The 14,586-nt window shown below is 58.3% G+C and carries 10 protein-coding genes and 2 tRNA genes; 2 read left to right on the top strand and 10 right to left on the bottom strand.

The genetic code is table 11. From position 1 onward, the window contains the following. Positions 1–15 precede the first annotated feature (15 nt). On the top strand, positions 16–1,032 hold the full coding sequence (locus tag ACZRN6_RS23270; protein ID WP_464008932.1) for a class I SAM-dependent rRNA methyltransferase: 1,017 nt from the start codon (positions 16–18) through the stop codon (positions 1,030–1,032). Between the two features lie 108 nt (positions 1,033–1,140). Further along, the gene (locus ACZRN6_RS23265; protein WP_464008931.1) at positions 1,141–4,074 is read left to right on the top strand and encodes a DUF748 domain-containing protein; all 2,934 of its coding nucleotides are present in this window, start codon (positions 1,141–1,143) and stop codon (positions 4,072–4,074) included. 330 nt (positions 4,075–4,404) lie between these two features. On the opposite strand, the gene ACZRN6_RS23260 is transcribed toward ACZRN6_RS23265, so the two are convergent. The 10 genes from ACZRN6_RS23260 to ACZRN6_RS23215 all read right to left on the bottom strand — a co-directional run bounded on the left by ACZRN6_RS23260 (position 4,405) and on the right by ACZRN6_RS23215 (position 14,568). Further along, complete coding sequence (locus tag ACZRN6_RS23260) at positions 4,405–5,025, bottom strand: BON domain-containing protein (RefSeq protein ID WP_322143170.1); 621 nt, start codon at positions 5,023–5,025, stop codon at positions 4,405–4,407. A 294-nt stretch (positions 5,026–5,319) separates the two neighbouring features. Further along, positions 5,320–7,425 carry a polyribonucleotide nucleotidyltransferase gene (gene pnp / locus ACZRN6_RS23255; protein WP_322143169.1) on the bottom strand — a complete coding sequence of 702 codons (2,106 nt, stop codon included), beginning with the start codon at positions 7,423–7,425 and terminating at the stop codon, positions 5,320–5,322. Positions 7,426–7,619: 194 nt separating this feature from the next. After that, positions 7,620–7,889: a 30S ribosomal protein S15 gene (rpsO, locus tag ACZRN6_RS23250; RefSeq protein WP_003177875.1), complete on the bottom strand. Its 270-nt coding sequence runs from the start codon at positions 7,887–7,889 to the stop codon at positions 7,620–7,622. A 260-nt stretch (positions 7,890–8,149) separates the two neighbouring features. Beyond that, the gene (truB, locus tag ACZRN6_RS23245) at positions 8,150–9,067 is read right to left on the bottom strand and encodes a tRNA pseudouridine(55) synthase TruB (RefSeq protein WP_177089466.1); all 918 of its coding nucleotides are present in this window, start codon (positions 9,065–9,067) and stop codon (positions 8,150–8,152) included. A gap of 3 nt (positions 9,068–9,070) precedes the next feature. Next, positions 9,071–9,472, bottom strand: a complete 402-nt coding sequence (gene rbfA / locus ACZRN6_RS23240) for a 30S ribosome-binding factor RbfA (protein ID WP_003212184.1) — start codon at positions 9,470–9,472, stop codon at positions 9,071–9,073. Between the two features lie 159 nt (positions 9,473–9,631). Then, positions 9,632–12,154, bottom strand: coding sequence for a translation initiation factor IF-2 (infB, locus tag ACZRN6_RS23235; protein WP_322143168.1), 2,523 nt, complete (start codon positions 12,152–12,154; stop codon positions 9,632–9,634). A 27-nt stretch (positions 12,155–12,181) separates the two neighbouring features. Continuing rightward, positions 12,182–13,663: a transcription termination factor NusA gene (nusA, locus tag ACZRN6_RS23230; RefSeq protein WP_003212187.1), complete on the bottom strand. Its 1,482-nt coding sequence runs from the start codon at positions 13,661–13,663 to the stop codon at positions 12,182–12,184. Between the two features lie 47 nt (positions 13,664–13,710). Beyond that, a complete protein-coding gene (rimP, locus tag ACZRN6_RS23225; RefSeq protein ID WP_034117933.1) occupies positions 13,711–14,169 on the bottom strand; it encodes a ribosome maturation factor RimP in 459 nt (152 codons plus the stop codon). Positions 14,170–14,309: 140 nt separating this feature from the next. Next, positions 14,310–14,386 (bottom strand) — tRNA-Met (locus tag ACZRN6_RS23220). Positions 14,387–14,482: 96 nt separating this feature from the next. Then, positions 14,483–14,568, bottom strand: a tRNA-Leu gene (locus ACZRN6_RS23215). Between the last annotated feature and the right edge of the window lie 18 nt (positions 14,569–14,586).

Here is a 14,586-nt window from a genome sequence, read left to right as displayed (position 1 = left end):
TGCAAGGCGCGCACTATGTCTTCCTTGAAACAGGCGCTGCGCGCCGCCCTCGATCATCGCCAGGACCTGCTCGCCGAGCTGCACGCACAAGGCACCGATTGCTATCGCCTGTTCCACGGCAGCCAGGAAGGCGCCGGCGGCCTGACTATCGACCGCTATGGCCCGCAACTGCTGGTGCAGAGTTTTCACCAGTCGCTGGAAAGTGACGACCTGTTGCAGCTGCACCAAGCGATCAACCAGCACTTGGGGCTGGAACTGCTGCTGGTCTATAACGACCGCTCCCCGGGCAACTCGCGCATCGACCGTGAAGACACGGTGTACCGCGCGGAACCTGCCGCCCTGGAAGACTTGATCGGCCATGAATGGGGCCTCAATTACCGCGTGCGTGGTCGGCATGCCGGCCAGGACCCGCTGCTTTTCCTCGACCTGCGCAACACTCGCGGCTGGGTCAACGCACACAGTGCCGGCAAGAGCGTGCTGAACCTGTTCGCCTATACCTGCGGCGTAGGCCTGAGCGCGGCGGCCGGCGGCGCCCGAGAGGTGTGCAACCTGGACTTTGCCGAGGGCAACCTGGCGGTCGGTCGCGAAAACGGTCAGTTGAACCCGCAATTACCGACGATGGAATTTGTGCAGTCAGACTATTTCCCGGCTATCCGCCAACTGGCTGGCCTGCCCATCAGCCAGCGCCGCGGGCAAAAACTGCCGAGTTATCCGCGCCTGGATCAACGCCAATACGACCTGGTGCTGCTCGACCCGCCAGCCTGGGCCAAGAGCGCCTTCGGCACCGTCGACCTGCTGCGCGACTACCAGAGCCTGCTCAAGCCAGCACTGCTGGCGACTGCCGATAACGGCGTGCTGATCTGCTGCAACAACCTCGCAAAAGTCAGCATGGACGACTGGCGTGACCAGGTACTGCGCTGCGCCGAAAAGGCCGGGCGCCCGGTACGCGACTGGCAGGCCATGACACCCGGTGCAGACTTCCCGTCGCAAGACCAGCAGCCCCCGCTGAAGACCCTGATCCTGCAGCTGTAAGACTTGTCCCAAAAGGGCCTGGTCGCGGTAATAAAGGCCCGGTGCTTCGGAACCGTAAACCCGTGCCATACTCCAAGACACTCTTGATCGACATAGATGGCGTCACATATGCCCAAAGGATTGATTCGCGCCGCTGGCGCCTTGCTGACCGCCCTTGCCCTGTACAGTTTGCTGGGCTTTCTTATTCTCCCCGGCATTGCCCTTCGCGTGGCCAACCAACAGTTGGCCAATTACGCCACCGTGCCGGCGCATATCCAGCGTATCGAGCTCAACCCGTTCAGCCTCGAATTGACCGTGTGGGGCCTGAATATCGGTGAGCCCGGCAAGGAGCAAGTGGGCTTTGAACGCCTCTATGCCAACCTGCAACTCGACAGCCTGTGGACCCGCGCCCTGCACCTGGCGGACGTACAACTCGACAAGCCGAAGACCGAGCTGCTGTTCGACAAATCCGGCCAGCTAAACCTGGCGCAACTGTTCAAATTGCCCGCCAGCGAGCCGACGCCAACCGATCCGAACGCCAAGCCGTTCCCGCTGCGCATCGATAACATCAAGCTGGCGGGCGGTTATGTGCACTTCCAGGATTTGCGCCCCAGTGAGCCGATCGAGTTTCTCTACGACAAACTGGATTTCGAGCTGAAGAACCTCAGCACGTTGCCCGAAGACAACGCTGATATGACGCTGGTTGCGGCCGGGCCCGAAGGTGGCCAGATCGACTGGACCGGCAACTTCAGCCTCATCCCGATTGCCTCCGAAGGCAAACTCAAGGTTACCGACGGCAAGATGAAAGTCTGGTGGCCCTATGTGCGTGACGCGGTGCCTCTGGTACTCGACGACGGCGTCCTCAACTTCAGCACCGACTACAAGTTGAGCCTGGCCAAGGAAACCGAGCTTAACCTGACCAACGTCGCCTTGAGTGTCGCGCCGTTCGCGATCAAGACGCCGGATGGCCGGCCATTGGCCCGCCTGGAACGCCTGGACGTCAGTGACACCTCCGTGGACCTGGCCAAGCAGCAGGTGATTGTCGGCAAGATTCGCAGCAACAAGCTCGAAACCTGGGCCGCCCTTGAAGCAGACGGCCAGCTCGACTGGCAGAAACTGTTCGCCAGCCAACCGAGCAAGCCGGCAGCCGCGCCCGAACCGGCTACCGCACCCGCCACCGCCGACTCGCCAAAACCGGCGCCGCCAGCCCCGAGCAAGCCTTGGCAAGTGCTGCTCAAGGACGTGCAACTGCGCGACTACCAAGTGCACCTGGCTGACCGCTCGGCTAAACCGGCAGTCGCCCTGGAAGTCGGCCCGCTGAACCTGGACCTGCAGGATTTCGATAGCCTCAACCAGAGCCCGTTTACCCTCAAGCTCGATACTGGGGTAGGCAAACAAGGCAAGCTGCAGGCTACCGGCCAGGTCAACTTGAACCCGGTTACCGCCAAGCTGAAAGTGGATACCAAGGACATCGACCTGCGCGTCGCCCAGTCCTATATCAGCCCGTTTATCCGCCTGGAACTGCGTAGCGGCATGCTGGGGAGCAACCTCGACGTCAACCTGAAAAGCACCGAGCCCCTGGCGTTCCAGGTAACTGGCCGGGCGCAGGTCGACCAGTTGCACACCCTGGACACCATGAAGACCCGCGACTTCCTCAAGTGGCAGCGGTTGGTGCTCGAAGGCGTGAATTATCAACACGGCGACAGCCTGTCGATCGACAAGGTCAACCTGCTGCAACCCTATGCGCGGTTCATGATCAACGACGACCGCACCACCAACATCGATGACCTGCTGATTCCGCAGCCGGCAAACGGCGCCAGTAAGCCCGCTGCAAAACCTGCGGCTGGCAAAGAAAAGCCGCTGGGCATTCACATTGGTCAAATTGCGATCAACGACGGCTCGGCCAACTTCGCCGACTTCAGCCTGACCCCGAACTTCGCCACGGCCATCCAACAGCTCAACGGCCAGATTGGCACCATCGACAGTCGCCAGGCCAAACCGGCGACCGTCGACGTGAAGGGCAAGGTCGACCGTTACGCGCCAGTCACCATCAAGGGCAGCGTAAACCCGTTTGACCCGATGGCGGCGCTGGACATCGCCACCAGCTTCAAGCGTGTCGAACTGACCACGCTGACGCCGTACTCGGGCAAGTTCGCCGGGTTCCGCATCCGCAAGGGCCGACTCAACCTCGACCTGCATTACGTCATCACCAAGGGCCAGCTGAAAGCCGAGAACAAGGTGGTGGTTGAGCAACTGCAACTGGGCGAAAAGGTTGACAGTGCCGACGCCGTGGACCTGCCAATTCGCCTGGCGATTGCCCTGCTCAAAGACAGCGACGGCAAGATCTCCATTGAGCTGCCGGTGACCGGCGACTTGAACAACCCGCAATTCAGCGTGATGCCGATTGTGTGGCAGACGCTGCGTAACCTGGTGGTGCGTGCAGCCACGGCGCCGTTCAAGTTTATCGGCGGGCTGATTAGCGGTGGTGGTGCGCAAGACCTCGGCAACGTGTCTTTCGCCGCGGGTTCCAGCGATCTGAGCAAGGACTCCGAGTCGGCACTGGACAGCCTGGCCAAGGCGCTCAAAGAACGCCCCGCCCTGCGCCTGGAAATCGAAGGTACCGCCGCCGCCAGCAGTGACGGCCCGCTTTTGGCCGCACAGCGACTGGAACGCGAATACCAGTACAACTACTACAAGATCTTGCAGCGCCGTGGCGATAAAGTCCCGGCCCAGGCGTCGCTGCTTGCTGTCCCGGAAAAGGAAAAGGCTCCGCTGCTGGAAGGCATCTACCGCACCCGCCTCAAACTGCAGCCGCCGCCCGAGTGGAAAGACCTCAGCAGCGATGACCGCACTGCCAAGCTGCGAGACGGTGTGATCAAGTTCTGGAGCGCCAGTGACGTGCTGCTGCGCCAACTGGGCCAGGACCGCGCCAGCGCGATCAAGGACTACCTGGTGGACAAGGGGAAACTCGAAGACGACCGGGTTTACTTTATCGACGCCAACCTTGGTGAAGCGCAGAAAGATGGCCGGGTGGTGACACCGATGCATCTGGATGCCGAATAAACCGGCACCCGCTGAACATCTGTGGCGAGGGGGCTTGTCCCCCCTTGGGCTGCGTAGCGGCCCCAATGAGGGCGTCGCGGTCATTCAGGCGGATCACCGTCGTCATACCAAGGGGCCGCTACGCAGCCCAACGGGGGGTAAGCCCCCTCGCCACAAGAGCCTCTGACCTCCCCACTTTTCTACCCACAATAGAACAGGCCCCGGCACAAGTGCCGGGGCCTGTAATGACCACATCCGTGTGGCCGGTCGCATGAACCTGTGAGGTGCATTGAGCGGATGTCTAGACTCGCTCGTGGCCGCCTCTGCCTAGTTCAGGCGATTCGTTAAGCGTTACTCTGCTTGCAGGCCAGCAGCCGAAACAGATTTAACGCCTTTGATTTTCTTGGCGATATTCACCGCGGTAGTTTTCTGAGCTTCAGTGACCGCTACGGTCGAAGACAGGGAAACTACGCCTTTGTTGGTTTCGACCTTAATGTCGGTACCAGGAATGCCTTTCTCGGTTACCAGGTCAGCTTTCACTTTGGTGGTGATCCAAGTGTCCGAGGTGGACTCTTTGGCGCCAGCTGCTGCGCTTTTGGTTTTGTCGACGTTATCGGCTTTAGTTGCGCCGCCTGCCATCAGGCCGTCAGCCGAAACCGCGGTCACGCCTTTGATTTTCTTGGTGATTGCTACAGCAGTAGCTTTTTGCGAATCGGAGATAGCGACTGTCGAGGACAGGGAAACCACGCCTTTGTTGGTTTCAACCTTGATGTCCGAACCAGGAATGCCTTTCTCGGTCAGCAGGTCGGATTTAACCTTGGTGGTGATCCAGGTATCCGAAACGCTTTCTTTAGCCTTGGTGGCTTCACCAGCCGCCAGGGTCATTGGAGCTTGGGAAGTCTGAGCAAAGGCCACGTTAGCACCCATGGCCAGGGTCAGAGCGGTAGCAGTAGCGAGAGCGAACTTCTTCATACGAGTAACTCCTGTTTTATTAAAAATCTGCAGTGTGTGAACCTTGATGCTGCAGCGTTAACAGGGTTATTGCAGGCAGTGTGCCAAGACCCAAAACCAAATAAAATCCTTTTAAAACAACATGTTATAGAATCAGCTGATTTTCGGAATCGTGCAACTTGCATGAACCGGACTGTGCCTGCATGCAAGTTGCGGCTTTAGGGGCCTGGTAAGCACCTGATTTCCCGACACTTTCCGGCAGGCATAAAAAAGGACTCCGAAGAGTCCTTTTTCCAGCGTGCAGCAACGGGGTGATTAAACGCCCGAAGCCTTGGCTGCTGCTACGTCCTTGATGGACAGCTTGATACGGCCGCGGTTGTCCACGTCCAGTACCAGCACTTCCACTTCCTGGCCTTCTTTCAGAATGTCGGTCACTTTCTCAACGCGAGCGTCGCTCAGCATGGAGATGTGCACCAGACCGTCTTTGCCTGGCAGGATGTTGACGAATGCGCCGAAGTCGACGATGCGCTCAACCTTACCCACGTAGATCTTGCCGATCTCGGCTTCAGCGGTGATGCCCAGAACGCGCTGACGTGCTGCTTCAGCTGCTTCCTTGGTTTCGCCGAAGATCTTGATCGAGCCGTCGTCTTCGATGTCGATCGAAGCCTTGGTCTCTTCACAGATCGCACGAATGGTCGCGCCGCCTTTACCGATAACATCACGGATTTTGTCGGTGTCGATTTTCATCGCGATCATGGTCGGAGCATTTTCCGACAGCTCGGTACGCGACTGACCAATGATCACGTTCATCTGGCCGAGGATGTTCAGGCGCGCTTCCAGGGCTTGGCCCAGAGCGATTTCCATGATCTCTTCGGTGATGCCTTTGATCTTGATGTCCATCTGCAGCGCGGTAACACCTTTGGCGGTACCGGCTACTTTGAAGTCCATGTCGCCCAAGTGGTCTTCGTCACCCAGGATGTCGGTCAGGATGGCGAACTTCTCGCCTTCTTTAACCAGACCCATGGCGATACCGGCAACCGGTGCCTTCATCGGCACACCGGCGTCCATCAGGGCCAGGGAAGCACCGCAGACCGAAGCCATGGAGCTGGAACCGTTGGACTCGGTGATTTCCGACACAACACGAATGGTGTACGGGAACACGTCGGCGGCAGGCAGCATGGCAGCGATCGAACGACGGGCCAGGCGGCCGTGACCGATTTCGCGACGACCAGCACCACCCATGCGACCACACTCACCTACCGAGAACGGAGGGAAGTTGTAGTGCAGCATGAACGGGTCTTTTTTCTCGCCTTCCAGGGTGTCCAACAGCTGTGCGTCACGGGCAGTACCCAGTGTTGCAACTACCAGAGCCTGGGTTTCGCCACGGGTGAACAGGGCCGAACCGTGGGTTTTTGGCAGAACGCCGACTTCGATGTTCAGCGGACGTACGGTCTTGGTGTCGCGGCCGTCGATACGTGGCTTGCCGTTAACGATGTTTTCGCGAACGGTGCGGTATTCGATTTCGCCGAACGCTGCTTTGACTTCGCTGGACGAAGGCTGGCCTTCTTCACCGGACAGCTTGGCAACAACCTGGTCCTTCAGCTCACCCAGGCGAGCGTAACGGTCGGCCTTGATGGTGATGGTGTAAGCCTGGGAGATCGCGTCGCCGAACTCGGCACGGATCGCGCCCAGCAGAGCAGTCGCTTCAGGCTGTGGAGCCCAGGTCCAGGTTGGCTTGGCAGCTTCGGCGGCCAGTTCTTTAACGGCGTTGATCACAACCTGGAACTCGTCGTGAGCAAACAGTACCGCGCCCAGCATCTGGTCTTCGGTCAGCTCTTTGGCTTCCGATTCAACCATCAATACGGCTTCCGAAGTACCGGCAACGACCATGTCCAGGCTCGAAGCTTTCTGTTGTTCGTAAGTCGGGTTCAGCAGGTAGCCGGTGCTTTCGTGGAAAGCAACGCGAGCGGCGCCGATCGGGCCATCGAAAGGAATACCGGAGATGGCCAGGGCAGCCGAGGTACCGATCATCGCAGCGATGTCCGGATCTGTCTTCTTGCTGGTGGAAACGACGGTGCAGACAACCTGCACTTCGTTCATGAAGCCTTCTGGGAACAGCGGACGGATCGGACGGTCGATCAGTCGGGAAGTCAGGGTTTCTTTCTCGGAAGGACGGCCTTCGCGCTTGAAGAAACCACCAGGGATCTTACCGGCAGCGTAAGTCTTTTCCTGGTAGTGAACGGAAAGAGGGAAGAAGCCTTTGCTTGGGTCAGCGGTCTTGGCGCCTACAACGGTCACCAATACGGTGACGTCGTCGTCAACGGTGACCAGCACTGCGCCGGAGGCTTGACGGGCGATACGGCCTGTCTCGAGGGTAACGGTCGATTGACCGAACTGGAATTTTTTGATAACCGGGTTCACGGTGTCCTACCTTCTTTGTGGCTCTTGGGGAACTTGTCTTCTTGCGAAATTCTTGGGCAATGTCGGGAATCGGCCCAACGCCTGTCCAGGGTAAAACGTGTATCCAGATAAAACTTGAGGCTGGAAGCCTGCCATGGGCCAGCGGGAAACCCACTGGCACACGACAGCCAACCAACCTCTAGCGCAATCGCTTATTAGCGACGCAGACCCAGGCGACCGATCAGAGTCTGATAACGACCCAGATCCTTGCCTTTCAGGTAATCCAGCAGCTTACGACGCTGGTTTACCATGCGGATCAGACCACGACGGGAGTGGTGATCTTTACCGTTGGCCTTGAAGTGACCTTGCAGCTTGTTGATGTTGTGGGTCAGCAGTGCAACTTGCACTTCTGGCGAACCAGTGTCACCAACAGCTTGCTGGTAGTCAGCTACGATTTGAGCTTTTTCTTGAACGTCGAGAGCCATGAGGCAATCCTTTTTTCAGGAAACCACCCAAAGGGCGGTTTCAACAGGCCAGGGACAAATCCCTGTATCTAAAAATGAGTAGTGACCATGCCTGCTAACAGCCACCCTCGTTCCAGTTTGCGTAAAAGCTACTGCGCTCGGTAATCCTGCGTCAAAAACAGGCTCGGAATGCTCATTAACAGCAGTTAACTCCGCCTCCTCGCCTGTTTTTTCCTTGTCTTACCTTCGCTCGCTACGCTTTCACCACAAACTGGTTTCGGTCATTCTGACCGAATCAGTCGACGCGGCGCTATGCGCCCGTCTTCGCTCACTTCACCGATACCGATAAAGCGACCGTTGTGATCTTGTACTCGCACCATGCCGAACTTCGGCGCATCCGGCGCGCGTACCGGTTGGCCGTTAAGCCAGTAGAACGCGCTGTGCTCCGAGAAGTGCAGCAATGGCCAATCCAGCAAACCGCTGTCCGATGGCATCAGGAAGCGATCTACCGCCTCGTTGCCGCCTTCGGCATGTACTGCTTCCAGCTCTTCCAGCGTGACCGTCTGGGCCAGGGTGAAAGGGCCGGCCTGGGTACGCCGCAGCTCTGCAACGTATGCGCCACAGCCCAGTTGCTCACCGATATCTTCCACGAGGGTACGGATATAGGTGCCTTTGCTGCAGTCCACTGCCAACCGGGCAGTGTCGCCTTCAGCGGCGAGCAATTCCAAGCGCGCAATAGTAACAGAACGCGGTTCGCGCTCCACCACTTCACCTGCACGTGCCAGCTTGTAAAGAGGCTGGCCATCACGCTTGAGGGCCGAGTACATCGGCGGTATCTGACTGATTTGCCCACGAAAAGCGGGCAACGCAGCTTCGATATCAGCACGACCAACGGTCACGTCGCGAACCTGCAAAACATCACCTTCGGCGTCGGCCGTGGTGGTGGTCTTGCCCAGTTGCATCAGGGTTTCGTAACCCTTGTCGGAATCGAGCAGGTATTGCGAAAACTTGGTGGCCTCGCCAAAGCACAACGGCAATACGCCAGTGGCCAAGGGGTCGAGGCTGCCGGTGTGCCCTGCCTTCTCGGCATTGAGCAGCCAGCGAACCTTCTGCAACGCCGCATTGGAGGTAAAGCCAATGGGTTTGTCGAGCAGAATGATGCCGCTGACGTTACGACGGATACGTTTGACCTGAGCCACCGACTACTCCTTGGCGTCTTCAGGCGTGGCGGATTCCGGGTGCTGATTGTCTTCAGCCACGGCCCGCTCGATCAGTGCCGACAGGTGCGCGCCACGCACGACGCTTTCGTCGTAGTGGAAGTGCAACTGCGGAACGCTGCGCAGCTTCATTTCACGGGCCAACTGCATGCGCAGGAAGCCTGCGGCAGAGTTGAGCACCTTGATGCTTTGCGCGATTTCTTCGCTGTTGTCCTGGCCCATCACGGTGATGAAGATCTTGGCGTGACCAACGTCACGGCTCACTTCAACGGCGGTGATGGTGACCAGGCCAACACGTGGGTCTTTTACTTCACGACGGATCAGTTGTGCCAGCTCACGCTGCATCTGATCGCCGATACGTTGGGTACGGCTGTATTCTTTTGCCATGTCTTGTTACCTGTTACTGCCACACGGTGAAACCCGTGGGGTCTGAAAGCGGCAAACGCCCGGCCTGACAAAAGCCAGACCGGGCGTTGCGTTTAGAGTCCGAACACGGCGCCTGGCATTTGCATGCCCGGGCGCCGCGTGGCCCTTGAAGTGCGCGAGTTAGAGGCTGCGAGCAACCTGGACCTTCTCGTAAACTTCGATCTTGTCGCCAGCCTTGACGTCGTTGTAGCTCTTGACGCCGATACCGCATTCCATGCCGGCACGTACTTCGGAAGCGTCATCCTTGAAGCGGCGCAGGGATTCCAGCTCGCCTTCGAAGATAACGATGTCTTCACGCAGTACACGGATTGGACGGTTACGGTGCACAACACCTTCGATAACCATGCAACCGGCGATCGCGCCGAATTTCGGCGAGCGGAACACGTCACGCACCTCGGCCACACCCAGGATGTTCTCCCGGACGTCGCTGCCAAGCATGCCGGTAAGGGCTTTCTTGACGTCTTCGATGATGTCGTAGATGACGTTGTAGTAACGCATGTCCAGGCCTTCCTGCTCGACGATCTTCCGTGCGCCAGCATCGGCACGCACGTTGAAGCCGAACAGTACAGCGTTGGAAGCCAGTGCCAGGTTGGCATCGGACTCGGTGATACCACCGACACCGCCACCGACAACACGCACTTGCACTTCGTCGTTACCCAGGCCGTTCAAGGCGCCGTTCAACGCTTCGAGGGAACCACGAACGTCAGATTTGAGGACGATGTTAAGCGTCTTCTTCTCAGCCTGGCCCATGTTCTCGAAGATGTTTTCCAGCTTGCCGGCGTGAGCACGGGCCAGCTTGACTTCGCGGAACTTGCCTTGACGGAACAGAGCCACTTCACGGGCTTTCTTCTCATCCGACAGCACGCTCATCTCGTCGCCAGCGTCCGGGGTACCGTCCAGGCCGAGGATCTCGACAGGGATGGAAGGACCGGCTTCCTTGATTGGCTTGCCGTTCTCGTCGAGCATGGCACGTACACGGCCATAGTTCGAACCGACCAGCACCATGTCGCCTTGGCGCAGGGTACCGTCTTGAACCAGAACGGTTGCAACCGGGCCACGACCTTTGTCGAGACGCGATTCAACCACAACACCGCGACCAGGGGCCGATGGGGTTGCTTTCAGTTCGAGTACTTCGGCTTGCAGCAGGACCGCTTCGAGCAGTTCGTCTACACCGGTACCGACTTTCGCCGAAACCGAAACGAATGGCGTATCACCGCCCCACTCTTCGGAAGTCACGCCGTGAACCGACAGTTCGCTACGGATGCGATCGAGATCGGCGCCCGGCTTGTCGATTTTGTTCACTGCTACAACCAGTGGAACACCAGCGGCCTTGGCGTGCTGGACAGCTTCAATGGTCTGCGGCATTACGCCGTCGTCCGCTGCAACTACCAGGATCACGATGTCAGTCGCCTTGGCACCACGGGCACGCATTGCGGTAAACGCGGCGTGACCCGGGGTATCGAGGAAGGTGACCATGCCGCGTTCGGTTTCAACGTGGTAGGCACCGATGTGCTGGGTGATACCGCCGGCTTCGCCTGCAGCTACCTTGGCACGACGGATGTAGTCGAGCAGCGAGGTTTTACCGTGGTCAACGTGGCCCATTACGGTCACGACTGGCGCACGGGAGAACGTCTCACCTTCAAACTTCAGGGACTCGGCCAGGGAATCTTCCAGGGCGGTGTCGCTGACCAGGGTCACTTTGTGGCCCAGCTCTTCAGCAACCAGTTGGGCAGTTTCCTGATCCAGTACCTGGTTGATGGTGGCTGGAGTACCCAGTTTGAACATGAACTTGATGATTTCAGCAGCCTTGACCGACATCTGGTTGGCGAGGTCGCCAACAGTGATGGTCTCGCCGATCTGCACATCACGCACGACAGGGCCGGTTGGGCTCTGGAAACCGTGGGCGTTGCGCTTCTTCAGCTTGGCCTTGCCGCGACCACCGCGACGGAAGCTGTCGCTTTCTTCGTCGGTAGTACGTGGAGCAACGCGTGGCGCTGGCGCCTTCTCTTTGACCGAAGCACGATGTGGAGCGTTTTTGCGCTCACCATCGCCACTGCCACGACGATTGTTATCGTCTGCACGTGGTTTGTCCGGACGACGAGGTTCTTCGCGTTTGCGAGCGTCGGCTGCAGGAGCAGGCGCGGCGGCAACCGGAGCGGCCTCACGAACAGCTTCTACAGGCGCGCTAGGCGCAGCAACTGCATCAGCGTTAGCAGATTGCGCAGCAGCAGGCTGGCGACGCGCTTCTTCTTCGGCGCGACGCTTGGCTTCTTCTTCAGCCTTCTGACGAGCAGTATTTTCTACTGCGCGACGTTCTTCCAGTTCGCGTTTGCGCTCGGCTTCAATTTCTTCCGGGCTGCGCTGTACGAAGACTTTCTTCTTGCGTACTTCAACGCTGATGCTCTTGCTACCAGCAACACGCAGGGTGCTGGTGGTTTTGCGCTGCAATGTAATCTTGCGCGGTTCTTCCACTTTCGCCTTGTGGCTGCTCTTCAAGTGAGTCAGCAAAGACTGCTTCTCACTATCGCTCACACCTTCATCGGCGGCGGTGTGCGGCAGACCTGCCTCACGCATCTGCTGCAACAGGCGCTCTACCGGTGTTTTGACCTCATCGGCCAGTTGTTTCACCGTGACTTGCGTCATGCACTTCTCTCCTCAGGCCGCGCCTAATTACTCGAACCAATGGGCTCGGGCGGCCATGATCAACTTGCCGGCACGATCATCGTCAATGCCGTCGATGTCGAGCAGGTCGTCAATAGACTGCTCGGCCAGGTCTTCGCGGGTAATTACGCCGCGCACCGCCAGTTCCATCGCCAAATCCTTGTCCATACCCTCAAGCGAGAGCAGGTCTTCGGCCGGATGGGCGTCTGCCAGCTTTTCCTCAGTAGCGATGGCTTTAGTCAACAAACGATCCTTGGCCCGAGCGCGAAGCTCGTTGACGGTGTCTTCGTCAAAGCCGTCGATGTTGAGCATTTCTTCCAACGGTACGTAGGCAATCTCTTCCAGGCTGGTGAAGCCTTCATCTACCAGCACCTGTGCCAGGTCTTCGTCGACTTCCAGCTCGTCGATGAAGTTGCGCAGGATGTCGCCGGTTTCTGCTTGCTGTTTAGCCTGGATGTCCGATTCGGTCATCACGTTCAGGGTCCAGCCGGTCAACTGGCTGGCCAAACGTACGTTCTGACCACCGCGACCGATGGCCTGAGCCAGATTGTCTGCGCCAACGGCGATGTCCATTGCATGGGCATCCTCGTCAACGATAATTGCCGCCACTTCAGCAGGCGACATTGCGTTGATCACAAACTGCGCCGGGTTATCGTCCCACAGGACGATGTCCACACGCTCACCGCCCAATTCGCCCGACACTGCCTGGACGCGCGAACCGCGCATACCAATGCAAGCACCTTGCGGGTCGATGCGTTTGTCCTTGGAGCGGACCGCGATCTTGGCGCGCGAACCCGGATCGCGGGACGCAGCCATGACTTCGATCAGGCCTTCGGCAATTTCCGGCACTTCGATGCGGAACAACTCGATCAGCATTTCCGGCGCGGTACGCGACAGGATCAGCTGAGGGCCGCGGTTCTCGGTGCGGATTTCCTTGAGCAGCGCACGCAAGCGCACACCGACCCGGAAAGTTTCGCGGGAAATGATGTCTTCGCGGGCCAGCAACGCTTCAGCGTTGTTACCCAGGTCGACGATCACGTTGTCGCGGGTAACCTTTTTCACGGTGCCGGAGATGATTTCCCCCAGGCGCTCGCGATAGGCGTCAACGACTTGAGCGCGCTCGGCTTCGCGGACCTTCTGCACGATGACTTGCTTGGCAGTCTGTGCAGCGATGCGGCCGAACTCGATGGATTCGATCTTTTCTTCGACGACATCACCGACCTGGGCGCCCGGGTGCGTTTCAGCAACCTTGCTCGGCCAGGTTTCGATGGCCGGATCATCAAGATCGGCTTCCTCGACGACCGTCCAGCGACGGAAAGTCTCGTAGGCACCGGTGTGGCGGTTGATTTCCACACGCAGATCAACTTCGTCTTCAAAACGCTTTTTGGTAGCAGTGGCCAGGGCCAGCTCCAGCGCTTCAAAAATCACGTTTGCCGGTACGCCCTTTTCATTGGATACCGACTCAACAACCAGCAGTACTTCTTTGCTCATCGTACGCCTCGCCTTTCGCAAGCCATTGGATCCGCGGGATCCGCGTCTCAGTCAAAACTGGGAATAATGTTGGCCTTGTCGATCATATCGATCGGCAACAGGAACTCATGGTCTTCTACCTGCACCACGACGTCCTGCTCTTCTACACCGCGCAGAAGGCCCTGAAAGTTGCGTCGCCCTTCAAAGGGAGAGCGCAGCTTGATCTTCACTTGTTCACCGGCAAATTTTGCAAACTGATCAATAGTGAACAGTGGGCGTTCCATGCCAGGCGAGGAAACTTCGAGGGTGTATTCAACAGCGATCGGATCTTCAACATCCAGGACACCGCTGATCTGACGGCTGACAATGGCACAATCGTCCACCAGCACGCCGCCCTCTTTATCGATATAAACGCGCAACATTGAGTGGCGACCTTGAGCCGAAAACTCAATACCCCAGCATTCATAGCCTAGGGCCACGATCACCGGGGCCAACAAGGCCTGCAACTCTTCTAGCTTGCTCGACACCTGAACCCCCTCGTGCATGTATGTGCATGCTGTGCAAAATAAAAAAATGGGCGAAACGCCCATCCTTGAAACGCCGTCGAACAGCGGCGTTGAAAGTGTCCAGCTAACAAAAAGCCCCTTAAAAGGGGCTCCGCTAAAACTGGTTGCGGGGGCCGGATTTGAACCGACGACCTTCGGGTTATGAGCCCGACGAGCTACCAGACTGCTCCACCCCGCGACAAAGCTGGGGCGGAAGTATACGACCGATCCCTTACAGGGTCAATGTAACCTTCCACCTACAAGAAAGCCCGCAACAGCGGGCTCTCCTGATAATTGGTACCGAGAAGGGGACTCGAACCCCTACACCCTATGGGCACAACCACCTCAAGGTTGCGTGTCTACCAATTCCACCACCTCGGCAATACAGCGTTTACAACC

This window comes from Pseudomonas sp. A125 (assembly GCF_055409485.1).
Note: the sequence above shows the minus strand (reverse complement) of the source record. Positions and strands in the feature narration are given on the sequence as shown.

Bases quoted from the DNA above. Each gene is read 5' to 3' on its own strand.
- ACZRN6_RS23270 (WP_464008932.1), top strand. From the start codon at position 16: ATGTCTTCCTTGAAACAGGCGCTGCGCGCCGCCCTCGATCATCGCCAG.
- ACZRN6_RS23265 (WP_464008931.1), top strand. From the start codon at position 1,141: ATGCCCAAAGGATTGATTCGCGCCGCTGGCGCCTTGCTGACCGCCCTT.
- ACZRN6_RS23260 (WP_322143170.1), bottom strand. From the start codon at position 5,025: ATGAAGAAGTTCGCTCTCGCTACTGCTACCGCTCTGACCCTGGCCATG.
- rpsO (WP_003177875.1), bottom strand. From the start codon at position 7,889: ATGGCTCTCGACGTTCAAGAAAAAGCTCAAATCGTAGCTGACTACCAG.
- rbfA (WP_003212184.1), bottom strand. From the start codon at position 9,472: ATGGCAAAAGAATACAGCCGTACCCAACGTATCGGCGATCAGATGCAG.
- infB (WP_322143168.1), bottom strand. From the start codon at position 12,154: ATGACGCAAGTCACGGTGAAACAACTGGCCGATGAGGTCAAAACACCG.
- nusA (WP_003212187.1), bottom strand. From the start codon at position 13,663: ATGAGCAAAGAAGTACTGCTGGTTGTTGAGTCGGTATCCAATGAAAAG.